The organism is Pseudomonas sp. B10 (assembly GCF_900156235.1).
Taxonomy (GTDB): domain Bacteria; phylum Pseudomonadota; class Gammaproteobacteria; order Pseudomonadales; family Pseudomonadaceae; genus Aquipseudomonas; species Aquipseudomonas siliginis.
Window position 1 is genome coordinate 1,390,791 of record NZ_LT707063.1, and the last position, 22,511, is coordinate 1,413,301.

General features: G+C 61.1%; 19 protein-coding genes. 15 read left to right on the forward strand and 4 right to left on the reverse strand.

Annotated features, from left to right (window positions below; all coding sequences use genetic code 11):
- Positions 1-91 precede the first annotated feature (91 nt).
- Complete coding sequence (locus BXA01_RS06170) at positions 92-532, forward strand: CBS domain-containing protein (protein WP_016775372.1); 441 nt, start codon at positions 92-94, stop codon at positions 530-532.
- 178 nt (positions 533-710) lie between these two features.
- On the opposite strand, the gene BXA01_RS06175 is transcribed toward BXA01_RS06170, so the two are convergent.
- On the reverse strand, positions 711-1,334 hold the full coding sequence (locus BXA01_RS06175) for a glutathione S-transferase N-terminal domain-containing protein (protein WP_076563581.1): 624 nt from the start codon (positions 1,332-1,334) through the stop codon (positions 711-713).
- Between the two features lie 1,072 nt (positions 1,335-2,406).
- On the opposite strand from BXA01_RS06175, the gene BXA01_RS06185 reads away from it, so the two are divergent.
- The 12 genes from BXA01_RS06185 to BXA01_RS06240 all read left to right on the forward strand — a co-directional run bounded on the left by BXA01_RS06185 (position 2,407) and on the right by BXA01_RS06240 (position 15,764).
- Positions 2,407-3,231, forward strand: a complete 825-nt coding sequence (locus BXA01_RS06185; protein ID WP_076563582.1) for an energy transducer TonB — start codon at positions 2,407-2,409, stop codon at positions 3,229-3,231.
- 45 nt (positions 3,232-3,276) lie between these two features.
- A complete protein-coding gene (locus tag BXA01_RS06190; RefSeq protein WP_076563583.1) occupies positions 3,277-3,984 on the forward strand; it encodes a MotA/TolQ/ExbB proton channel family protein in 708 nt (235 codons plus the stop codon).
- The gene (locus BXA01_RS06195) at positions 3,984-4,385 is read left to right on the forward strand and encodes an ExbD/TolR family protein (RefSeq protein ID WP_041477201.1); all 402 of its coding nucleotides are present in this window, start codon (positions 3,984-3,986) and stop codon (positions 4,383-4,385) included. Before BXA01_RS06190 ends, BXA01_RS06195 begins: the two co-directional genes overlap by 1 nt.
- Before the next feature lie 211 nt (positions 4,386-4,596).
- Positions 4,597-7,308, forward strand: a complete 2,712-nt coding sequence (locus tag BXA01_RS06200; protein WP_076563584.1) for a TonB-dependent receptor — start codon at positions 4,597-4,599, stop codon at positions 7,306-7,308.
- 227 nt (positions 7,309-7,535) lie between these two features.
- The gene (locus BXA01_RS06205; protein ID WP_076563585.1) at positions 7,536-9,401 is read left to right on the forward strand and encodes an extracellular solute-binding protein; all 1,866 of its coding nucleotides are present in this window, start codon (positions 7,536-7,538) and stop codon (positions 9,399-9,401) included.
- Between the two features lies 1 nt (position 9,402).
- Complete coding sequence (locus BXA01_RS06210) at positions 9,403-10,467, forward strand: microcin C ABC transporter permease YejB (RefSeq protein WP_076563586.1); 1,065 nt, start codon at positions 9,403-9,405, stop codon at positions 10,465-10,467.
- Positions 10,467-11,489, forward strand: a complete 1,023-nt coding sequence (locus BXA01_RS06215) for an ABC transporter permease (protein WP_076563587.1) — start codon at positions 10,467-10,469, stop codon at positions 11,487-11,489. Before BXA01_RS06210 ends, BXA01_RS06215 begins: the two co-directional genes overlap by 1 nt.
- A gap of 1 nt (position 11,490) precedes the next feature.
- On the forward strand, positions 11,491-13,176 hold the full coding sequence (locus tag BXA01_RS06220) for an ABC transporter ATP-binding protein (RefSeq protein WP_231991017.1): 1,686 nt from the start codon (positions 11,491-11,493) through the stop codon (positions 13,174-13,176).
- Between the two features lie 115 nt (positions 13,177-13,291).
- Positions 13,292-13,813, forward strand: coding sequence for a DUF3455 domain-containing protein (locus BXA01_RS06225; protein ID WP_016775383.1), 522 nt, complete (start codon positions 13,292-13,294; stop codon positions 13,811-13,813).
- A gap of 161 nt (positions 13,814-13,974) precedes the next feature.
- On the forward strand, positions 13,975-14,502 hold the full coding sequence (locus BXA01_RS06230) for a sigma-70 family RNA polymerase sigma factor (protein ID WP_076563589.1): 528 nt from the start codon (positions 13,975-13,977) through the stop codon (positions 14,500-14,502).
- On the forward strand, positions 14,499-15,191 hold the full coding sequence (locus BXA01_RS06235; RefSeq protein ID WP_076563590.1) for an anti-sigma factor: 693 nt from the start codon (positions 14,499-14,501) through the stop codon (positions 15,189-15,191). The genes BXA01_RS06230 and BXA01_RS06235 overlap by 4 nt, the downstream gene beginning before the upstream one ends.
- A gap of 132 nt (positions 15,192-15,323) precedes the next feature.
- Positions 15,324-15,764 (forward strand): phage infection protein, encoded by a 441-nt coding sequence (locus BXA01_RS06240; protein ID WP_071172976.1) that lies wholly within the window; start codon positions 15,324-15,326, stop codon positions 15,762-15,764.
- Positions 15,765-15,834: 70 nt separating this feature from the next.
- Here the strand turns inward: BXA01_RS06240 and BXA01_RS06245 are convergent, their stop codons facing one another.
- Entirely contained in the window at positions 15,835-16,926 is a 1,092-nt protein-coding gene (locus BXA01_RS06245; protein WP_076563591.1) for a DUF1615 domain-containing protein, read from the reverse strand.
- Between the two features lie 270 nt (positions 16,927-17,196).
- On the opposite strand from BXA01_RS06245, the gene BXA01_RS06250 reads away from it, so the two are divergent.
- On the forward strand, positions 17,197-19,401 hold the full coding sequence (locus BXA01_RS06250; RefSeq protein ID WP_076563592.1) for a TonB-dependent receptor: 2,205 nt from the start codon (positions 17,197-17,199) through the stop codon (positions 19,399-19,401).
- 122 nt (positions 19,402-19,523) lie between these two features.
- On the opposite strand, the gene hemB is transcribed toward BXA01_RS06250, so the two are convergent.
- Both hemB and BXA01_RS06260 read right to left on the reverse strand, forming a co-directional pair.
- Positions 19,524-20,498, reverse strand: coding sequence for a porphobilinogen synthase (hemB, locus tag BXA01_RS06255; protein WP_016775388.1), 975 nt, complete (start codon positions 20,496-20,498; stop codon positions 19,524-19,526).
- 255 nt (positions 20,499-20,753) lie between these two features.
- On the reverse strand, positions 20,754-21,452 hold the full coding sequence (locus BXA01_RS06260) for a glutathione binding-like protein (protein ID WP_056788645.1): 699 nt from the start codon (positions 21,450-21,452) through the stop codon (positions 20,754-20,756).
- A 282-nt stretch (positions 21,453-21,734) separates the two neighbouring features.
- On the opposite strand from BXA01_RS06260, the gene BXA01_RS06265 reads away from it, so the two are divergent.
- Positions 21,735-22,409, forward strand: coding sequence for a hypothetical protein (locus BXA01_RS06265; RefSeq protein ID WP_024013504.1), 675 nt, complete (start codon positions 21,735-21,737; stop codon positions 22,407-22,409).
- The last annotated feature ends 102 nt before the right edge of the window (positions 22,410-22,511 follow it).

Here is a 22,511-nt window from a genome sequence, read left to right on the forward strand (position 1 = left end):
TTTTTGCACGCTAACTGCCGCTTTGCCACCTTGCTCTGCGCGGCTGCGTCTACGATGCTTGATGAACAACGACAACACCTGAGTAACCGCCATGAAGACCGTCGCCCAACTGCTCAAGCTCAAAGATCAGAAAAATCAGGAAGTGCACCAGATCAAACCCGATCACATGGTGCTCGAAGCGCTGATGAAGATGGCCGAGAAAAACGTCGGCGCCTTGCTGGTGGTCGAAGACGACAAAGTGGTCGGCATCATCAGCGAGCGTGACTATGCACGCAAACTGGTGCTGCACGGGCGCTCTTCGGTGGGCACGCCAGTGCGCGACATCATGGTCAAGGACGTGATTACCGTGGATACCCGACAAACCGTCGACACCTGCCTGGGCATCATGTCGGACAAACGCCTGCGCCACTTGCCGGTGGTCGAGGACGGCCAGTTGATCGGCCTGTTGTCGATCGGCGATCTGGTGAAGGAAGCGATTGCCGAACAGGCCGAGCTGATCAAACAGTTGGAGCAGTACATTCGCGGCGAATGAGCCCACCGCCGTGATCCCCTTGTGGGAGCGAGCCTGCTCGCGAATGCGCCAGGTCAGTGATGATCGTTCCCACGCTCTGCGTGGGAATGCAGCCTGGGACGCTCCGCGTCCCTCTAAAGCCGAACGCGGAGCGTCCGTTGAGGCATTCCCACGCAGAGCGTGGGAACGATCTCGCCTGTTAGGCCGGCCAATGCCGCTCAAACACCGGTGCCAGCACCGGGTGTCGGTCGATCCTTTGCAGCCACGCATAAAAGCCCGGGCGGGTCTGGCGCAGGTGTTCGCGGCTGCCGGCCCAGCGGCTCACCACGGCCGCCAGCACATCCAGTGCGCCGGGCGTTTCATCATCCAGATACAGCTCTCCGGAAAACTGATCGGCAAATACCTCCCAACTGAAATGCAGGCGCTGGCGCGTGCCGGCGATCAGGTTTTGCCGTGCGTTCTCGTCGGGCGTGCTCAGCCAGCGCTCGGGGTAATCGATGATGCCGACCGCCGCGTAGCAATTGCTGACGATATAGGCGAGGCCGCGAATCGCCTGATCACGATCGGCTGCCTCGCTCGGCAGCAGGCCGGATTTGGGAAACGTCAGGCCCAGGTGAATCAGGATCGCCGCACTTTCGGTCATGGCGCTGCCGTCCGGCAGTTGCAGGGTCGGTATCTGTTTCAGCGGATTGAGTTTGCCCAGCGCTTCGTCGGCCTCGGCGCTGGCTTCGGTATCAATGAAGCGATAGGCGATCTGGCACAACTCCAGTGCCGCCTCGATGGCAGCCGCGCCGGAATTCTTGTGCCCGTAGAGCTGGTACATGTCCGTTCCCCCGATAAGGCCTTTGCACAGGGTAGATGGCTGGCTGGCCTGACGTAGAAAATTCTGCATATGTGTCGTGATTGGCACGTTTTTCCCATGCACTGCCGACTTGCGAAATCAACCTTCGCCAATCAGCGCTGGCGGTGCCCATCCCGCACCAAGAGCATTCATCGAACGCTATCCGCGTTCTTGTAAGGTGCGACAGCGAACCAAAAGTTCGCCTGTCCGAGCTGGCAATAAGGAGTTCACCCGTGAATCTTCAAATGCTCCGCCGTACGACATACCCGACTTACTCGCAAATCCAGCCCCAAGTTCAGCCGAGCCTATTCAGCCTGGCGCGTTTCTCCTTTATTACCTGAAACCCAATGCACACTCTGCGTGCCTGGCGATCGAGCGATCGCCGGGCGCCAAGTGTTATTTATTTTTTAAATACGGCAATTAATAAAAGGCACAACAACAAGATTGTCGAACAATGACTTTCCGTCATTGAAGTTGCACCAAAAGCGCACGCCCGAATGTGATGCAGTTAACCAATACTCCAGAATCAAAATAAGGAACCTGTCCTGTGAACCGCTGAATGACTGACCTGCACCAAATCGATTCGCTACGCACCGATAGGTGCTAAGCCTGATCACCGAGCAGCCGCTCTATCCCGCCGATTGGCGTGATACAGCGTTCCCTCTGACTCGCTCTGGAAAAAGCCCTTCTGCGAGGACTTGAGGACCGCTTCGCGCCGAATAAACAGTGGGCGAAACTGAAACTTATATAAATGCGACATCAGTAACACCGAAGATATCCGTTCAACCCGTTTCAGCAACATCTGGCACACCTGTTGCAAACTGTAACAAACCTGAGACAGCTCACGACTCCACACAACAACAAGCCACGGAATGGATAATGAACAATCGATATAGATGCTACTAAGCCATTAAGTTTGTTCGAGGCCGTTTAAACAGATAGTCCAACTATCGGCCCGCGTACACCTTGAAGAAAGTTGCACCCACTCACTCGAACATCAGCCATATGTTCGGACGGCACCTTATTGCCCTTCATCTGACCCGAGGGAGCTTTAATGAACGATGCGGTAAAGCACAAAACCCTGCCGGGGCCGTTGCGGCAAGCGCCGGTCCCGCCGGCAACGGGCAGGCCGGCGTTTACAGCCAACACGTCACGACCCGGCGGGTTGAACAAACCACAGATGCTCTTGCTGATCGCCGTGTCGGCGCTGATACACGGCGGCGCGTGGTGGTTCTTTCATCAGGCACGGCCGGAGCCACTGCCGACGCCGCCGGAAATTCCGGAAATGACCGTCGAGCTGACCAGCCCGACGCCTCCGGTCCCGCCAACACCGGAACCACCACCGCCGCCCCCGCCTCCACCGCCGCCGGAACCCGAGCAGCCGGTGGAAGACGAGGACGCGGTCAAGCCGCCGCCCAAACCGGTGGAGAAGCCCAAGCCAATCGAAAAACCAAAACCGGTCGAGAAGCCCAAACCGGTGAAGAAAGTCGAGCCACCGAAAGCGCCGCCGGCCCCGGCGCAACCTGCCGCACCTGCGGCGCCGACGACACCGAGCGCACCACCGGCACCACCTGCTGCGCCCGCTCCGGTCAAGGAATCGGCGGCGATTTCCGGCCTGGCCAGCCTTGGCAATCCGCCGCCGGAATACCCGTCGCTGGCGCTGCGCCGCAACTGGGAAGGCAGCGTGGTGCTGCGCATTCAGGTGCTGGCCAACGGCCGTGCCGGTGCGGTGACGGTGACCAAGTCCAGCGGCAAGGCGCAACTGGATGAAGCTGCGGTCGCCGCCGTGAAGAACTGGAAATTTATTCCGGCCAAGCGCGGTGACACGCCGATCGACGGCTTCGCCACCCAGACCATCGATTTCAAATTGCCGCAATGACGGCGCAACCGACTCATTACTGATTAACGCAAGCGAGGTGTAGCCATGAACGATTCACTGTCTTCGATGATTGTCCCCGGTGTGCTCTGGGGTCTGGTGCTGTTTTCCGTGGTCAGTTGGGCGATCCTGCTGGTCAAGTCGGCCCAGTACCTGCGCCAGAAAGCGCAGAACAAGCACTTTGCCAAAGCCTTCTGGAGCGCGCCGGACCTGCTCACCGCCGCTGAACACGCCAGCCAGTATCCGGGCTCGCTGGCGCGCATCGCCAGCAGCGGTTTCGAAGCCCTGCTGGTGGAAGAGTCGCCGCGCACCACGCAGCAACTGGCGCACACCATCAACCGTTCCGATCGCCTGGAACGCAACCTGCGCCAGCAGATCCAGAAAGAACGTCGCTCGCTGGAAAACGGCCAGGCGATCCTCGCCAGTATCGGCAGCACCGCGCCGTTCATTGGCCTGTTCGGCACCGTGTGGGGAATCATGGAAGCCCTGCAAAGCATTGGCGAAACCGGCTCGGCCAGCCTTGAAGCGGTCGCCGGGCCTATCGGCCACGCGCTGATCGCCACCGGCGTGGGCATCGCCGTCGCCGTGCCGGCGGTGCTGATCTACAACTTCTTCCTGCGTCGGCTGAAACTCGCCTCGGCGGACATGGACGACTTCGCCCACGACTTCGACGCCCTCGCCTCGCGCAGTGCGTTTTCCATCAGCCGCCAGGCCATCGCCAGCAAAAGCACCAACGCCGTGCGGGAGGCCAGCTGATGTCCTTCTCCACTCAAGACAGCGATGAAGTGCTCAGCGAAATGAACGTCACGCCGCTGGTCGACGTGATGCTCGTGCTGCTGGTGGTGTTCATTGTCACCGCGCCGCTGATGACCAACGCGATCAAGGTCAACCTGCCGAAAACCGACGCCGTCGCCCCTGCCGAAAAGAAAGACCCGGTGGTGGTCAGCGTCGATCAGGACGGCAAGTTCTATCTGGCCAAGACCGAACTGGCCCCGGAATCCCTCGAGGCCAGCCTCAAGGAGGTCAAGGCCAAGGACGCCGACGTGCGCGTGCAGTTGCAGGCCGATGCCGCCGTCAATTACGGCCAGGTGGCCAAGGCGATGGCATCGATCGAACGCTCCGGCATCAGCAAGATTTCGGTGATGACCACCCACTGATGACGGTGCCGGGCGGCTGTTGAAAGCATCCGCCCGGCACCGCTGAAAAAAGAAATCCCGTCGCACCCGGCCGACCGAAAAAACGCCACGCGTCTTCGGAGGGGATCGGCTTGCTTGAAGAAAGTGGTTTTCCGCGCGCGGTATCACCGGAAGCGGAGCAATGAGCGGCTCACAAGGCCAATTCGATAACGTCTGAAAATCGGAAACAACCATGCTGATGAACACTCCACGCTTCACGCTCAAACCTTTGGTGGCAACGATGTCTCGCCACCGTTTCGTTCCGCTGTATCTGGTGGCCATGGGGATGGGCGCCGGGACCGTGCAAGCGGCCGAGGACGACAACAGCGCCACGCCGGCAGCCGCCGTCGTGGCGGCGCCGACCACGCAACTGCAACGGGTCGAAGTGACCGGTTCGGCGATTCGCCGGGTCGACGCGGAAACGGCGGTGCCGATCACCATTCTCAAGGCTGAAGAACTGCGCAAACAGGGCGTGACCACCACCGCCGAACTGGTGCAGCGCATCACCGGCAGCCAGTCGATCAACAACAGCGCCGGCTCCGTCGGCGCGGCAACGGGCGGTGCGTCGTTTGCCGACATGCGCGGCATCGGCGCGAACAAGACGCTGGTGCTGCTCAACGGTCGACGCCTGGCCAACAATGCCCTGTCGGGGACCAACTCGGCCGGCGGCGCGGTGGACCTGAACATGATCCCGTTCGCCGCCATCGAACGCGTGGAAGTGCTGCGCGACGGCGCCTCGGCCCTGTACGGCACCGACGCCATCGGCGGTGTGATCAACTTCATCACCAAGAAATCCCTTACCGACGGCGCGTTGACCCTCGGTGGCGAAACGCCGACCCACAGCGGTGGTGGCGCGACCAAGGACATGAGCGCCAGTTGGGGCTACGGCGATCTGGAAGAAGACCGCTTCAATGTCCTCGGCGTGTTCAACTACAACAAGCAGCAGAACCTCGACGCCAACGACCGCTCCTTCGCCACCGACTACGCGCCCGGTCGCGGTCTCGATCAGACTTCCGGCACCGCGTTCCCCGGCAACTACAGCCAGAACGGCAACGCGACCAATCCGTTGGCCAACAGCAATTGCAACGGCCCCAACCTGATCGCCCGCGACGGCTTGTGCCGCTTCAGCACCCGTGAGTACATCGATCTGGTGCCACAGACCGAGAAGACCTCGTTCTTCGGCAAGACCACCGCCAAGCTCGGCGATGATCACAACGCCAACCTTGAATATTTCTGGTCGCGCAACAACAACGCCGTTGCCGTCGGCCCGGCGCCACTGACTGGTCTGAGCCTGGATTCTTCCTCGCCCTACTACCCCGGCAACGGCATCACCCCGGCGCCGACCGATTTCGCCCTCGATCCGACGCAGCCGGTGGACGTCAACTGGCGTGAAACCGCTGCCGGCCCGCGTGAATCGAAAGACCAGAACACCAGCCAGCGTTTTCTGCTGAGCTTCGACGGTCTGGTCGGCGGCTGGGATTACAACGTCGGCGCCTCGTACAACCAGAACAAAATCGTCTCCAGCGTCACCAGTGGCTATGTCAGCGACCAGGCGATGATTGACGGCCTGGCCAGCGGTCTGCTCAACCCGTTCGGCCCGCAGACCGCTGCCGGCCAGCAGTACATCGACGCCGCCGCGTACCACGGCGCCTACTCCACAGCCGTGGGCCGCGTCGCCGGTTTCGATGGCCGCGTCAGCCGTGAAATCGGCGACTGGTTCGGCGCAGGTCCGTCCGGTCTGGCGCTGGGCGGCGAGTACCGCAAGGAGAAATTCCATCAGGACTTCGAGTCGTTCGCCGGCGACATCCAGAGCCTCGGCATCGACCCGGCCGGTAGCGTCGAAGGTGATCGCAGCGTCAAGGCCGCCTATGCCGAACTCAACGTGCCGGTGCTCGACAGCCTTGAATTGTCCGCCGCTGTGCGCCACGACAAATACAGCGACTTCGGCAGCACCACCAACCCGAAATATTCGTTCCGTTATCAGCCGATCAAAGAGCTGGTGGTACGTGGTGCCTACAGCGAAGGTTTCCGCGCACCATCGCTGTACGAGCTGTATTCGCCGCGCAGCATCACGTTCACTCAGGGTTACTACAACGACCCGGTGCTGTGTACCGGCGGTGTGGTGCAACCGGGCGGTAACGGCGGGCGCGATTGCGGTCAGCAATTCCTCAACCAGATTGGCGGCAACGAGGATCTGGCCCCGGAGAAGGCGCGCAACGTGACGTTGGGCTTCGTCTACCAGCCGATCAGCAATCTGTCGGTGGGTCTGGATTTCTGGTGGATTCACATCTCCAACCAGATCCAGCCGTTCCCGGAATCCACCGTGTTCGATCAGGCCGGCTCCTACCCGGACCGCTTCGTGCGCAACGCCGACGGCACGCTCAACTACATCGTTACCGGCAACGCCAACCTCGGCATCGTCGAGACCAACGGTGTCGACGTGTCGCTCGACTATCGCTTCCCGAACACGCCGTACGGTCAGTTTGGTCTCGGCCTGCAAGGCACCTATGTCGACGAGTACGACTTCCAGAGCACCATCAAAGGCCCGTTCACCGACAAGGTCGGCGACTTTCAGGGTGACGGCGTGATCGCGCGTTGGAAGCACAACCTCACCGGCAGCTGGAGCCTGGGGGCGGCGCGGGCAGCGCTGACCAACCGCTTCACCACCGGTTACAACGATTACGACCGCGAAACGCACGCGCGGGTGGCGTCGTATTCGGTGTGGGATCTGTCGGCCGGTTACACCTTCAACAAAGTGCTCGACGTTGATGCCGGGATGAAGAACGTTTTCGACCGCAACCCGCCGTTCTCCAACCAGGCCTACAACTTCCAGAGCGGCTATGACCCGCGCTACACCGACCCGCTGGGCCGGACATTGTTTGCGCGCATGACTTACCACTTCTAACCGGAAACAGAACACATCTCCCCCTGTGGGAGCGAGCCTTTGTGGTGAGGGGATTTATCCCCGATGGGGTGCGAAGCGCCCCCAAGACCTGCCGACGCGGAGAATCAGAAGTACCGCATGCATTGATCTTGCGACTGCTGCGCAGCCGATCGGGGATAAATCCCCTCGCCACAAAAGCTCGCCTCACATCGGGTCCGGGTTCCTTCAGGGATTTCAAGGGTGACTTCATGAGTTTTTTGCGCAACATGGCTGGCCTGCTGCTCGGCAGTGCGCTGCTGTGCTCCGGCGCTTCGGCACTGGCCGCCAGCAGTTATGCGCTGACGGTGTATGGCGAGGCGCCGAAGTATCCGGCCGGCTTCAAGCATTTCGATTTTGTTAACCCCGACGCGCCCAAGGGCGGTTCGCTCAGCCGTGCGTCGATGGAGATCGGTCAATACAACTACATCACGCCGTATGCCGATCAGGGCATTTCCGTGGTGCAGGTCAACGATTGGGTCTACGCGCCGCTGGCGTTCCGTTCGCTGGATGAGCCCTACACGGTTTACGCTCTGGTTGCGCAGCAGATCGAGCGCGACCCCGAGGGTTTGTGGGTGCGTTTCACCCTCAACCCAAAGGCACGTTTTGCCGACGGCACGCCGATCACCGCCGAAGACGTGCGCTACACCTTCAACCTGCTGATGACCAAGGGCAGCCTGAGTTACCGCCAGCAATACGCCGACGTCCAGGACGTGCTGGTCGAAGGTCCACGGCAGGTCCGTTTCACCTTCAAGAACAACCTCAATCGCACCCTCGCGCTGGATCTGGCGACGCTGCGCGTGCTGCCCGAGCACTGGTGGAAAACCCGCGACTTCGCCAATGGCGGCGGCTTCGAGCCACCGCTGGGCAGCGGGCCGTACCGGGTGAGCAAAGTCGACGCCGGGCGCAGCATCAGTTTCCAGCGTGACCCGGACTGGTGGGGCAAGGACCTGCCGGTCAGTCGCGGCATGTACAACTTTGACAGCCTGACGGTGAATTTCTACGGCGACACCGACGTCGCTCGCCAACTGTTGCAGGCCGGCGCGTTCGACTACAACCGCGAGTTCTCCTCGTCCGGTTATGTGGTCGGCTATGACAGCCCGGCATTGCGCGACGGTCGTTTGCAACAGTCGATCCTCGCCCCGGACAAACCCACCGCCGCTCAGGGCTTCGTGTTCAACCTGCAGAACCCGTTCTTCCAGGATCGCCGCGTGCGTCAGGCGATCAGCCTGCTCTGGGATTTCGAGTGGACCAACAAACAGATGATGCGCGGCTTCTACGTGCGTCAGAACAGCTTCTGGCCCAAAAGTGAAATGGCCGCCAGCGCCCTGCCCGACACCGAAGAATTGAAGATTCTCGAACCGTTGCGCGGCAAGGTCCCTGACGAGGTGTTCACCACGGTCTATGAAGCGCCGAAAACCGATGGCAGCGGCTACATCCGCGACAAGCAACTGCAAGCGCTGAAGCTGCTCGCCGCGGCCGGTTGGACGGCAAAAAACAATCGTCTGGTCAACGCCGCCGGTGAGCCGCTGGAGTTTACATTTCTCGATGGCCAGGGCGGCTTCGATCGCATGCTGCTGCCGTTCAAACGCACCCTCGCGCAGATCGGCATCACACTCAATCTGCGCCGCATCGATTCAGCGCAATACATCAACCGCCTCAACGCCCGCGACTACGACATGATCGTCTGCGCTTTCCCGCGCAGTGGCGATCCGATCGTCTCCCCGGGCCGCGAATTGTACAGCCTGTACGGCTCGCAAAGTGCCACGCAAGTCGGCAGCTCGAACGCGATGGTGCTGGCCGATCCGGCGGTCGATCAACTGCTCGACGGGCTGGTCCAGGCCAACAACCGCGAAGCCATGGTGCATTACGCCCGCGCCCTCGACCGGGTGCTGCAATGGGGTTACTACATGATTCCCAACTACTACTCCAAAGGCACGCCGACGGTGTATCAGAACCGCTTCGGCATGCCCGCCGTGCAACCTTCGTATGACGAGGGCCTCAACACCTGGTGGGAAGTTTCGGCCAGGCCGCTGACGACGCAGCAGATGAGCGCTCAGCTTGCGGGAGGCCAGTGACATGCTGCGTTATCTGAGTCGCCGATTGCTGCTGATCATCCCCACGCTGTTGTGCATTCTGGTGGTGAATTTTCTTATCGTGCAGGCCGCGCCCGGCGGCCCGGTGGAACAAGCCATCGCCCGCCTGCAAGGCTTTGGCGGGCACAGCATGGGCGGTGGCGGCGAGGTCGCGGCGGTCGGCGGTGCCGGGCGCAGCAGCCGTGGGCTGGACCCGGCGCTGATCGAGGAAATCAAACACCATTACGGCTTCGACAAACCGCTGCACGAACGCCTGTGGCTGCTGCTGAAAAACTACGCACAACTGGATCTGGGCAGCAGCTTCTTTCGCGGCGCCAAGGTCACCGACCTGATCGTGCAGAAGCTGCCAGTGTCGCTGTCGCTGGGCTTGTGGGCGACGCTGATCACCTACCTGATTTCAATCCCGCTGGGCATTCGCAAGGCAATCAGGAACGGCAGCGCCTTCGATGTCTGGAGCAGTACCGCGATCATCGTCGGCTATGCGATGCCGGCGTTTCTCTTCGCCATTTTGTTGATCGTGGTGTTCGCCGGGGGCAGTTACGTCAATTGGTTTCCGGTTCAAGGGCTGGTGTCGGACAACTTCGACAGCCTCAGCACATTGGGCAAGGTCGGCGACTACCTCTGGCACCTCGTACTGCCGGTCACGGCGCTGGTGATCGGCGGCTTCGCCACGCTGACGATCCTGACCAAAAACAGCTTTCTCAACGAGATCAGCCGGCAGTACGTGATCACCGCACGAGCCAAGGGCCTGACCGAGCGGCGCGTGCTGTACGGCCACGTGTTTCGCAACGCCATGCTGCTGGTGGTGGCCGGCGTGCCGTCGGCACTGATCGAAGTGTTTTTCGCCGGTTCCCTGCTGATCGAAACCATCTTCAACCTCGACGGCCTCGGGCGCATGAGCTACGAAGCGGCGGTGTCGCGTGACTATCCGGTGGTGTTCGGCGCGCTGTTTCTGTTCACCCTGTTCGGCCTGCTGATCAAGCTGATCGGCGACCTCTGCTACACCCTGCTCGACCCGCGCATCGATTTCTCGGCGAGGACTGCCTGATGTTCACACTGTCGCCTCTGGGCCAGCGCCGCGTCGCGCAATTCAAGGCCAACCGCCGTGGGCGCTGGTCACTGTGGCTGTTTATCGGCCTGTGCCTGATCTGCCTCGGTGGCGAGCTGATCGCCAACGACAAGCCGCTGGTGATCCGCTACCACGACGCCTTTTACTTTCCGATCCTCAGCGATTATCTGGAAACCGATTTCGGCGGCGAGTTGCCGTTCCAGCCGGATTACGCCAGCAACTACGTACACAGACTGATCGAGGATCAGGGCGGCTGGATGCTGTTTCCGCCGATCCCGTTCAGTTACGACACGGTCAACTACGACCTCACCGAACCGGCGCCCAGCCCGCCGTCTTCGAGCAATTGGCTGGGCACCGATGATCAGGCTCGCGATGTTCTGGCGCGGGTGATTTTCGGCACGCGGATCTCGATTCTGTTCGCGCTGATCCTCACCGCGATCAGCGCGTTGATCGGCATTCTCGCCGGGGCTTTACAGGGTTATTACGGCGGCTGGGTCGACTTGCTCGGGCAGCGCGTACTGGAAATCTGGTCGGGGTTGCCGGTGCTGTATCTGCTGATCATTCTGTCCGGCTTCGTCTCGCCGAGTTTCTGGTGGCTGCTGGGGATCATGGCGCTGTTTTCCTGGCTGGCGCTGGTCGACGTGGTGCGCGCCGAGTTCCTCCGTGGACGCAATCTCGAATACGTGAAAGCCGCGCGGGCGCTGGGCCTGACCGACAGCGAACTGATGCGCCGGCACATTCTGCCCAACGCCATGACCTCCAACCTCACCTACCTGCCGTTCATTCTCACCGGCGCCATCGCCACCCTGACCGCGCTGGATTTCCTCGGCTTTGGCATGCCCGCCGGCACCGCATCGCTGGGTGAACTGATCGGCCAGGCCAAACGCAATCTGCAAGCACCGTGGCTGGGGCTGACGGCGTTTTTTGCCCTGGCGCTGATCCTGTCTTTGTTGGTTTTCATCGGTGAAGCGTGCCGAGATGCCTTTGATCCGAGGAGCTGACATGCAAGACCATTTAATCGAGATCCGCGACCTGCGCGTCGCCTTCGCAGGGCAAGAAGTGGTGCACGGTGTGAACCTCGATATTCGCCGTGGCGAGTGTCTGGCGCTGGTCGGTGAGTCCGGCTCGGGCAAGTCGGTGACGGCGCATTCGATCCTGCGCCTGCTGCCTGGCAAGAGCGTCAGCAGCAGCGGCGCGATTCGCTACAACGGCGTCGATTTGCTGCACGCCAGCGAACAGCAGATGCGCGGTTTGCGTGGCAATCGCATTGCGATGATTTTCCAGGAGCCGATGACTTCGCTGAACCCGCTGCACACGGTGGAAAAGCAAATCAGCGAAGTGCTGGAAATCCACAAGGGCCTCAAGGGCCGCGCCGCCCGCGCGCGGACGCTGGAGCTGCTGGAACTGGTGGGTATTCGCCAGCCGTTGCAGCGACTCAAAGCCTATCCGCATCAACTCTCTGGCGGGCAGCGGCAACGGGTGATGATCGCCATGGCGCTGGCCAACGAGCCGGAACTGTTGATTGCCGATGAGCCGACCACGGCGCTGGACGTAACCGTACAGCAGAAGATTCTTGAGCTGCTGATCGAGTTGCAGCAGCGCCTCGGCATGTCGCTGTTGCTGATCAGCCATGACCTCAATCTGGTGCGCCGAATCGCTCAGCGTGTGTGCGTAATGCGTCAAGGCGAGATCGTTGAGCAGGCCGATTGCGAGACGCTGTTCCAGGCGCCGGAACATCCTTACAGCCGCTTATTGATCGAGGCTGAACCGAGCGGCGCGCCAGTGCCCAGTGAATACGAGCACAACCTGCTGGAAGTTGATGATTTGAAGGTGTGGTTTCCCCTGCCGAAAAAACTCTTCAGCCGTCAGCAGGATTACATCAAAGCGGTGGACGGGGTCAGTTTCACCCTGCAACGCGGCAAGACGTTGGGCATCGTCGGCGAGTCGGGTTCTGGCAAGTCGACGCTGGGTCAGGCGATCCTGCGACTGGTCGAATCAGAGGGCAATATCCGTTTCGGCAACAAGCAGTTGAGCCTGCTCAATCAGCGCCTGATGCGCCCGTTGCGCCGGCAGATTCAGGTGGTGTTTCAGGACCCGTTCGGCAGCCTCAGCCCGCGCATGTCGGTGCAGCAGATCATCGCCGAAGGCTTGCTGACCCACGGCATCGGCAGCGAGGCCGAGCGCGAGGCAGCGGTGATTCGCGTGCTGGAGGAAGTCGGCCTCGATCCGCAAAGCCGCCATCGCTACCCCCACGAGTTTTCCGGCGGCCAGCGCCAGCGCATCTCCATCGCCCGCGCACTGGTGCTGGAACCGGCGCTGATCCTGCTCGACGAACCGACCTCGGCCCTGGATCGCACGGTGCAGAAGCAAGTGGTGGAGTTGCTGCGCCAGTTGCAGATCAGGCATGGGCTGACGTACCTCTTCATCAGCCATGATCTGGCGGTGGTACATGCGCTGGCGCATGACTTGATGGTGATCAAGGATGGCAAGGTGGTTGAACAAGGCTCGTCGCGGGAGATTTTCGCTGCGCCGAAACATCCATACACCCAGGAACTCCTGAAAGCCTCCGGCCTGAAGCCTGATGAAGAACCTTGTGGGAGCTGGCTTGCCAGCGATTGCGGTGTATCAGAAAAATCGATGTCTGCTGACACGACGCCATCGCTGGCAAGCCAGCTCCCACAGGTATAGAGGTGATCCAAAAATATTTTTCCGGCACTGCATCCAATCGCCTCCGCCACGGGTAGTCCCTGTAACAGCCCACTCTGGTGCTGTCAGCGCCCTACCCTTTTCGGAGAATCATCGGATGAACATCACCCAGCTGATTGGCTTCACCGGTTTGCTCGCCTTCACCGCGACCACCTTCGCCCAGAGCAGTTATCCCGACGCGATCAAGGTGCCGGACGGGCACAAGATTGCCCTGGAAACCACCGGGGTTGGCGAGATCACCTACGAATGCCGCGACAAACCCAATATGGCCGGGCAGACCGAGTGGACCTTTGTCGGCCCGAAAGCGGTGCTCAATGATCGCAGCGGCAAACAGGTCGGCACCTATTTCGGCCCGCCAGCGACCTGGCAAGCCAAGGACGGTTCGAAAGTCACCGGCACGCAATTGGCCGTGGCACCGTCGAGCCCGGGCAACCTGCCCTATCAACTGGTCAAGGCCAATCCGGCCGAGGGCAAAGGCGCGATGACCGGGGTCAGCTACATCCAGCGTGTCGCGCTCAAGGGCGGCGTCGCGCCGGGCAGTGAGTGCACCATGGCGAACAAGGGCAAGCAGGAAGTGGTGAAGTACCAGGCGGATTATATTTTCTGGGCGGCGAACTGATATTCGGAAGCAGTGCACAATCCTGTGGGAGCGAGCCTGCTCGCGAAGACGGAGTGTCAGTCGCCTTATTACTTTCTGACCCACCGCATTCGCGAGCAGGCTCGCTCCCACAGGGAACCATGCCTCTGGATGTTTGGGAAATGTGAGCTAGATTGCACCCCATGCCTTTACCCGAATCCGTTTTCGATTACGAAGCCCGCCTCGCCGCCTGTGCCCGGGGCGAGCGCGCGGCTTTGCGCGATTTGTATGTGCAGGAAGGCCCGCGCCTGCTCGGCGTGGCCAAGCGGCTGGTGCGCGATACGGCGCTGGCGGAGGACATTGTGCATGAGGCGTTCATCAAGATCTGGCACGGTGCGGCCGGGTTCGACCCGGCGCGGGGTTCGGCGCGGGGCTGGATGTTCAGCGTGACCCGGCACCTGGCGTTGAATCAGTTGCGCAAGCAAAGTCGGGAAACGCCGTTCAGTGAAGAACATGAGGCAGCGGCGCCTGATGAGGCGGTCGATGTTCACTCGGCGCGCATTCATCGCTGCCTCGAGCAACTGGAACCGCAGCGGCGCAGCTGCATCCTCCATGCCTACGTCGACGGATACAGCCACGCGCAGATTTCCGCGCGCCTGGACACGCCGCTGGGCACGGTCAAAGCGTGGATCAAGCGCAGCCTCAATGCTTTGCGGGAGTGCATGGGATGACCGGCGAATCAGCGCAGGAACGGGATGAACTGGCCGGCGAATACGTGCTCGGCACCTTGTCGTTCGAACAGCGCATCGAGGTGCAACGGCGCCTGCCGAACGATCCTGAGTTGCGCGCGGCAGTCGACGCATGGGAGCGACGTCTGCTGGAGCTGACCGATCTGGCCGAACCTCAGCAACCCTCGGCGCAGTTATGGCCACGTATCGAGCGCAGTCTCGAACGGTTGACGGTGAAGAAACCACTGACCTCGTGGTGGAATCTGCTGCCGCTGTGGCGCGGTTTGAGTGCGGCGGGCCTGGCTGCAACGCTGATTCTGGGTACGATGGTGCTGACGCAGACTGCGCCGAAACCGAGTTATCTGGTGGTGCTGGTGGCGCCGCAGGACAAGGCGCCGGGCTGGGTGATTCAGGCGAGCAATGCGCGGGAGATCCAGTTGATTCCACTGGGCGTGGTCGAGGTGCCGGCGGACAAGGCGCTGGAGTTCTGGACCAAGGCTGACGGCTGGTCGGGGCCGGTGTCGTTGGGCTTGGTCAAACCCGGGCAGGCTTTGTCGGTGCCGCTGGACAAACTGCCGCCGCTGCAACCGAACCAGCTGTTTGAGCTGACGCTGGAAGGCGCCAATGGCTCACCGATCGGCAAACCGACCGGGCCGATTCAGGCGATCGGGCGTGCGGTGAAGGTGCTCTGAGGCTCTGCTACGCGGTTGTCCGCAACCATCATCGACGTCGATGTTCACCATCACGGCAATGAAGTTCTCATAAAAAATTCCGGGCGTAACATCAGCTCCATACCAACCAACAACACCCCGGAGCACACCATCATGAAACGCCAGACTCTTCTCAGCATTGCTTTCTCGGTTTTCGCAGTTAACGCTTTCGCCGCCACCCCGGCGCACACCATGATCGCCGAAGGCGGTTCGGACAAGCTGATCGAAAGCCGTCTGGCCGAAGGTGGTTCCGATCGTCTGATCGAACGCCGCGTTGCCGAAGGTGGCTCGGATCGTCTGATCGAACGCCGCGTTGCCGAAGGTGGCTCGGATCGTCTGATCGAACGCCGCGTTGCTGAAGGTGGTTCGGATCGCCTGATCGAACGCCGCGTTGCTGAAGGTGGTTCGGATCGTCTGATCGAACGCCGCGTTGCTGAAGGTGGTTCGGATCGTCTGATCGAACGCCGCGTTGCTGAAGGTGGTTCGGATCGTCTGATCGAACGCCGTGTTGCTGAAGGTGGTTCGGATCGTCTGATCGAACGCCGTGTTGCCTGATGCATGACTGCAAGCGCAACACCGCAGAGAAACCCGGCTCCCGCAGCCGGGTTTTTTATGTCTGCGTGTTTTATCCGGCCTTGGCCATGCAGCGCTTGTAGCGCTCGTCCACGCGTTTGGCGAACCAGGCTGTGGTGAGTTTGCGGGTGATCTTCGGACTCTGCAGCACAATCCCCGGCAATACCGCGCGCGGTAACGCCTTGCCTTCGGCCCGCTCCGCCAGTTCGAACACGTGCTGATAGAGTTTGGTCTCTTCGAATTCTAGGGTTTTGCCCTTCTCCAGTTGATCGCGAATCGTCGGGTTGCGCATGCCCAGCGACTTGCCGAGGGTGCGCACCGCCAGTTCGGTACTGCCGGGCATGATCGAGTCGTAACGAATCAAGTCGCCGTCCAGGGTCAGGGGGATGCCGGAAGCGCGGCTGACCGCATTCTGAAACGCGGCATTGCGACTGGCGTACCAGCCGGCGTTGAAATCGGCGAAGCGATACAGCGGCTCGCGGTAATTCACCGGATAGCCGAGCAAATGGGCGATGCCGAAATACATGCCGCCGCGCCGGCTGAACACTTCACGGCGAATCGTGCCGTCCACCGGGTACGGGTAATCCTTGGCGTGCTCCTCGGCGAATTCGATGCTGACCTGCATCGGCCCGCCGGTGTGCACCGGGTTGAAGCCGCCGAACAGCGTACGGCCCATCGGCACCATGCCGATGAAGTCGTCGAATATCGCGCTCAGCTCTTTTTCACTGCGCGCCGCATTCAGTCGTTCGCTGTAGGTCTTGCCGTTGGGCGAGCGCACTTGCAGGGCGCCGCTGACCAGCAGGCTGGGGATGTGCACCTTGGCGGCGCGGCGGTCGATTTCGTCGCGGGCGATCTTGCCCAGGCCGGGCACCGTCGGGTCAGCCTGGAAAGTCGATTCCTGCTCGGCCACGGCCAATACCGAACACAGATTTTGGGTGGTGGTGTTGATGCCTTGCGCGGCGAACGCGGCGTAGATGTCCGTGGCCCAACCCTGACGGTCGGCAGTTTTTGCCGGCAACAGCCGAACGATTTCAGCCTTCACTTCGGCCGGCGGACGCGGCGCCGGTTCGTTGCTGCGCTGGCTGGCGCAACCGGCGAGCAGCAGCACGGCGCCGAGGGCGATGATCAATCTTGAGGTGTACATGCACTTTTCCAATCCGTGAACCCGAGGCCACGATACACAATCCCCGTAGGAGCTGCCGCAGGCTGCGATCTTTTGATCTTGTTTTAAAAGACAAAATCAAAAGATCGTCCGATCGCGACCCATGCCTTCGGCAGCGCCTTCAAGGCTGATGACAAACTGATTGCAAAACGTTACTGCGAAACCCTATCATTCGCGCCTGGAGTCGCATTAGCGCAAGGAGTTCCGCGCCGCCCTTATTTTTCTTTGGCCGCTCGCCTCCAGGTATCCGACATGCCCGCTTCAGCTCGACTCGGCGCTCCATTTCGCCCGACTTTGCTCGCCCTGCTGTGCTCCCTGACCGTCACCGCTCACGCTGCTGAAGACAACAGCAAAGAACTGGTGCTCGACGACGTCAACGTCAATGCCCAAGCCCCTGCACCCAACGCCCTGCCCCCGGTCTACGCTGGCGGTCAGGTCGCGCGCGGCGGCCAGTTGGGCGTGCTCGGCAATCAGGACATGATGGACGTGCCGTTCAGCGCGGCGTCCTACACCGAGCAACTGATCCAGGATCAGCAGGCGGAAAACGTCGCCGATGTACTGCTCAACGATTCCTCGGTGCGCCAAGCCTCGGGCTTCTCCAACCAGGCGCAGGTCTTCATGATTCGCGGCCTGCCGCTCAATGGCGATGATATTTCCTATAACGGCCTGTACGGCGTGTTGCCCCGGCAGATCATTTCCACCGATGCGCTGGAGCGCGTGGAAGTGTTCAAAGGCCCCAACGCTTTCATCAACGGCGTGACCCCGACCGGTTCCGGCATCGGCGGCGGCGTCAACCTGCAACCCAAACGCGCGGGCGATGTGCCGCTGCGCCGTTACACCACCGACATCAACAGCGAAGGCCGCATCGGTCATCACTTCGATATTGGCCAGCGTTTCGGTGAAGACAACCGCTTCGGCGCGCGGGTCAACCTGTCGCAGCGCGAAGGCGACACCGGCATCGATCACGAGAACCAGCGCTCGAAACTGTTCGCCATCGGTCTGGATTATCGCGGCGATGCGCTGCGGGTTTCCGGCGACTTTGCCTATCAGAGGGAACGCGTCAACGGTGGCCGCAGCTCGGTCAACCTCGGCACCGCCACGCACATCCCGGACGCGCCATCGGCGGACACCAACTACGCGCCGAAATGGGGTTACACCGACATCGAAGACACCTTCGGCATGCTCCGCGCCGAGTACGACCTCAACGACAACTGGACCGCCTACGCCGCCGGTGGCGCCAAGCACACCCGTGAAGTCGGCCGGTACAACTCGACCACGCTGGTTGGCAACAGCGGCGCCTCGTTCACCACCGGCTCGTTCGTCCCGCATGACGAGGACAACACCAGCGTCATGGCCGGTCTCAACGGCAAATTCAACACTGGCCCGGTCAGCCACAAGCTGAATTTCGGCCTGACCGGGATCTGGGCCGAGCAGCGCAGTGCCTATGACTTCGACCTGACCCGCTACTCGAACAACATCTATCACCCGATCACTACCCCAGCGCCGGTAGGCAACTTCGCCGGTGGCGATCTCAACGATCCGGGCATCGTCGGCAAGACCTTCAACCGAAGCGTGGCAATTTCCGACACCCTCGGTTTCTTCGATGATCGCCTGCTGGTCACGGCCGGTCTGCGTCGTCAGCAACTGGTGGTGCAGGGTTACAGCTACGCCAGCTACGGCAGCGGCCCGCGTTCGTCGAGCTACGACGAATCGATCACCACGCCGGTGTACGGCATCGTGTTCAAGCCGTGGGAGCATGTGTCGTTCTACGCCAACCATATCGAAGGCCTGGCCCAAGGGCCGACTTCGCCGACCAGCTCTGGCGGTTTCCGCGTGACCAACGGCAACGAGGTTTACGCACCGAAGCGCTCCAAGCAGACCGAGCTGGGCGTTAAGGTCGACATGGGCACCTACGGCGCGAGCCTGGGCGTTTATCGCATCGAACAGCCAAGCGACGGCTACTGCGAAATCAACAGCGCTACCACTTGCACCTACGTGCGCGAAGGCGAGCAGATCAACAAAGGCGTGGAGATGAACGTCTTCGGCGAGCCGATCGACGGCCTGCGCCTGATCAGCGGCCTGACGCTGATGGACACTGAACTGAAAAACACCCTCAACGGCGCCAACGACGGTAACCACGCCATCGGCGTGCCGACCTTCCAGTTCAACGCTGGCGTGGATTGGGACGTGCCGGGCCTGCAAGGCGTTGCGCTGAATGCGCGGATGCTGCGCACCGGCGGGCAATACGCCGACGCGGCGAACAACCTCAGCCTGCCAACGTGGAACCGCTTCGATGCAGGCGCGCGTTATGCGTTCAAGGTGTCGGAGAAGGACGTGACCGTGCGGTTCGGTGTTGAGAACCTGGCGAACAAGAAGTACTGGGAATCGGCTCAGGGCGGCTACCTGACCCAGGGCGAACCGCGAGTGGCGAAGTTGTCGGGGACGATCGACTTCTAAGCGTCATCGCGTCGTAAAAAAGGCCCCGCAGCTTCATGGTTGCGTGGCCTTTTTGGTTTTTGTGGTGCTTGATCCGGCCTCTTCGCGAGCAGGCTCGCTCCCACAGGGGTACGAAGTGCGGCTTAGATCCCGGCCAACGCCAGATCCATCGCAAAGTAAGTGAAGATCAGATCCGCCCCGGCACGCTTGATTGCGCCAAGGCTTTCGCGGACCACGCGATCCTCATCGATCGCCCCAGCCTGGGCGCCAAACTTGATCATCGCGTATTCGCCGCTGACCTGATACGCCGCCAGTGGCAGGTTCGAGGCCTGGCGAATGTCGCGGATGATATCGAGGTAGGCGCCGGCCGGTTTGACCATCAGCGCATCGGCACCTTCCTGCTCATCGAGCAGCGATTCGCGCAGGGCTTCGCGGCGGTTCATCGGGTTCATCTGATAGCTTTTGCGATCGCCCTTGAGCGCGCTGCCGCCAGCCTCGCGGAACGGGCCGTAGAGTGCCGAAGCGAATTTGGTCGAATAAGCCATGATCGGAATCTGCGTGAAGCCGGCGGCGTCGAGCGCCTGGCGAATCGCGCGCACCTGGCCGTCCATTGCTGCCGACGGTGCGATTACGTCAGCCCCGGCGCGGGCGGCCGCTACGGCTTGTTTGCCAAGGTTGATCAGAGTCTGGTCGTTGTCGACTTCGTGGTTGTGCATCACGCCGCAATGGCCGTGATCGGTGTATTCGCAGAAGCAGGTGTCGGACATCACGATCATTTCCGGCACGGCGTCCTTGGCAATGCGCGACATGCGCGAGACCAGACCGTCTTCGCGCCAGGTGTCGCTGCCGTTGGCATCGAGATGATGGGACACGCCAAAAGTCATCACCGACTTGATGCCGGCACGGGCATAGCGCTCGATTTCGCTGGCCAGTTTGCGCTCGGGAATGCGCTGCACGCCGGGCATGCTGGTGATCGGCACGAAGTCGTCGATGTCTTCCTCGACGAAGATTGGCAGCACCAGATCGTTCAGGCTGAACTCGGTTTCCTGGAACAGACTGCGCAGGCTCGCATTGCGGCGCAGACGGCGGGGACGTGCTTCGGGGAACTGACTGGACATGGGGCCTTTCCTGAAAACAGCGGATGAGACGAAAGTCGTAGGGGGCGAAGCTTATGCCTTGCGGCGGGTGCGGGACAAACCTGGATCAATCAAGAGAGCGTTACCGGGCTTGTAATAATCTTGCATGTACATTTCAAATTCCTGTGGGAGCTGGCTTGCCAGCGATGGCGGCAGGTCAGTCACCAATGATGTTGACTGTGCTGGCTTCATCGCTGGCAAGCCAGCTCCCACAGGGGGCATGTGTACAACTGAAAGTCAGGACGGGATGGTCAGGCCACGAATGACCGCCGGGCGAGCAAGAAACCGCTCCAGCACCCGTGTGACATTGGGGAAATTCTCAATCCCGACCAGATCCCCCGCCTCATAAAACCCGAGCAGATTGCGCACCCACGGGAACGTGGCGATGTCGGCGATGGTGTAGCGCTCGCCCATGATCCAGTCGCGGCCTTCGAGGCGAGTGTTGAGCACATTCAGCAGGCGTTTGCTCTCCTCGACATACCGATCGCGTGGACGCTTGTCCTCGTAATCCTTGCCGGCAAATTTGTTGAAGAAACCGAGCTGGCCGAACATCGGGCCAATGCCGCCCATCTGCCACATCAGCCATTGAAGGGTCTCATAGCGCAGCGCGCCTTCCTGAGCGAGCAACTGACCGCTCTTGTCGGCCAGATAAATCAGGATCGCGCCGGATTCGAACAGCGGCAGCGGTTTATCTTCCGGGCCATGCGGGTCGAGGATCGCCGGGATCTTGTTGTTCGGGTTCAGCGAGAGAAATTCCGCCGAGGTCTGGTCGTTGGTGTCGAAACCGACGCGGTGCGGCTCGTACGGCAGGCCAATCTCTTCGAGCATGATCGACACTTTGACGCCGTTGGGGGTCGGCAGGGAGTAGAGCTGAATCCAGTCCGGGTACTGCGCCGGCCATTTCTGAGTAATCGGGAATGCAGACAGATCGGTCATTGGAAGCATCCAGTCACAAATTGAAAACCGATCATAAAGTAGGCCTGCCGCTGCGCCTACACGAACCGTAACATCCTGTCGCTAACCTGCCTGCATGCCCGCAAAGGTTGCCGCTAGAGTGCTGCGCACTGGCCTGGAACGAACCAAACGGCGTTACAGGACTCAGAGTTATGCCTTTCTCGCAGAGGAAGCTGTTCACGACAGGGAAACACCCGGTGCTGGGAGCCCGCGGTGCCAAGGTTTGTCAGCCTTAACCGATTTTGCTGAAGAACCCTCGAATTGATGACGAATCTGATGAGTTTCGCCAAACGTTTCAAACATCGCGCGTACGTGGCCCTGCCCTCCCTGCTGGCAGTCAGCGCGCTTTTTCTGTCCCTCGAATCCAGCGAAAGCCGCGCACAACCGGCGGACGGCACACAGACGCTGGTGTTCCTGCGCCACGCGGAAAAGCCCGAAGGCGGCCTCGGCCAGCTCAACTGCCAGGGCCTGAACCGCGCTATCGACCTGTCGACGCTGCTGCCGGAAAAATTCGGCAAGGCCGATTACGTGTTCGCCGCCAACCCGACGCGCAACGTCGAGGAAGGCGAACTGGATAATTCCTACAGCTACATTCGTCCGCTGATGACCATCAGCCCGGCCGCGATCAAGCTCGGCCTGCCGGTGAACATCGAGTTCTCCGCCAACGACACCAGCGATCTGGCCCGCGAGCTGCTGGACGAGAAGTACCACAACTCGACGATCTACACCGCCTGGTCTCACGGTTATCTGCCGGATCTGATCAATAAGGTCGCCGGCAACGCAGTGGGCGAGCGGCAGAAGATCACCGATGACTGGGCCGGCGATGACTTCGATTCGCTGTATGTGCTGACCCTGAAGTGGCACAACGGCAAGGCCAGTTTGCAGAGCCATGTCTACAAACAGGGGCTGGATAACGGCAAGGACACTTGCCCGACCTGAGTTTTGTAGCGCCTGACCTTGCGTCTTCGCGAGCAGGCTCGCTCCCACAGGGAACCGCATTTCAACTGTGGGAGCGAGCCTGCTCGCGAAGAGGCCAGTGCT

Excerpts from the sequence above, each read along its gene's own strand:
- BXA01_RS06215 (WP_076563587.1), top strand. The coding sequence starts at position 10,467 with ATGTTCACACTGTCGCCTCTGGGCCAGCGCCGCGTCGCGCAATTCAAG.
- BXA01_RS06235 (WP_076563590.1), top strand. The coding sequence starts at position 14,499 with ATGACCGGCGAATCAGCGCAGGAACGGGATGAACTGGCCGGCGAATAC.
- hemB (WP_016775388.1), bottom strand. The coding sequence starts at position 20,498 with ATGTCCAGTCAGTTCCCCGAAGCACGTCCCCGCCGTCTGCGCCGCAAT.
- BXA01_RS06185 (WP_076563582.1), top strand. The coding sequence starts at position 2,407 with ATGAACGATGCGGTAAAGCACAAAACCCTGCCGGGGCCGTTGCGGCAA.
- BXA01_RS06225 (WP_016775383.1), top strand. The coding sequence starts at position 13,292 with ATGAACATCACCCAGCTGATTGGCTTCACCGGTTTGCTCGCCTTCACC.
- BXA01_RS06265 (WP_024013504.1), top strand. The coding sequence starts at position 21,735 with ATGACGAATCTGATGAGTTTCGCCAAACGTTTCAAACATCGCGCGTAC.
- BXA01_RS06220 (WP_231991017.1), top strand. The coding sequence starts at position 11,491 with ATGCAAGACCATTTAATCGAGATCCGCGACCTGCGCGTCGCCTTCGCA.
- BXA01_RS06245 (WP_076563591.1), bottom strand. The coding sequence starts at position 16,926 with ATGTACACCTCAAGATTGATCATCGCCCTCGGCGCCGTGCTGCTGCTC.
- BXA01_RS06250 (WP_076563592.1), top strand. The coding sequence starts at position 17,197 with ATGCCCGCTTCAGCTCGACTCGGCGCTCCATTTCGCCCGACTTTGCTC.
- BXA01_RS06195 (WP_041477201.1), top strand. The coding sequence starts at position 3,984 with ATGTCCTTCTCCACTCAAGACAGCGATGAAGTGCTCAGCGAAATGAAC.
- BXA01_RS06175 (WP_076563581.1), bottom strand. The coding sequence starts at position 1,334 with ATGTACCAGCTCTACGGGCACAAGAATTCCGGCGCGGCTGCCATCGAG.
- BXA01_RS06210 (WP_076563586.1), top strand. The coding sequence starts at position 9,403 with ATGCTGCGTTATCTGAGTCGCCGATTGCTGCTGATCATCCCCACGCTG.
- BXA01_RS06240 (WP_071172976.1), top strand. The coding sequence starts at position 15,324 with ATGAAACGCCAGACTCTTCTCAGCATTGCTTTCTCGGTTTTCGCAGTT.
- BXA01_RS06190 (WP_076563583.1), top strand. The coding sequence starts at position 3,277 with ATGAACGATTCACTGTCTTCGATGATTGTCCCCGGTGTGCTCTGGGGT.
- BXA01_RS06200 (WP_076563584.1), top strand. The coding sequence starts at position 4,597 with ATGCTGATGAACACTCCACGCTTCACGCTCAAACCTTTGGTGGCAACG.
- BXA01_RS06230 (WP_076563589.1), top strand. The coding sequence starts at position 13,975 with ATGCCTTTACCCGAATCCGTTTTCGATTACGAAGCCCGCCTCGCCGCC.
- BXA01_RS06170 (WP_016775372.1), top strand. The coding sequence starts at position 92 with ATGAAGACCGTCGCCCAACTGCTCAAGCTCAAAGATCAGAAAAATCAG.
- BXA01_RS06260 (WP_056788645.1), bottom strand. The coding sequence starts at position 21,452 with ATGACCGATCTGTCTGCATTCCCGATTACTCAGAAATGGCCGGCGCAG.
- BXA01_RS06205 (WP_076563585.1), top strand. The coding sequence starts at position 7,536 with ATGAGTTTTTTGCGCAACATGGCTGGCCTGCTGCTCGGCAGTGCGCTG.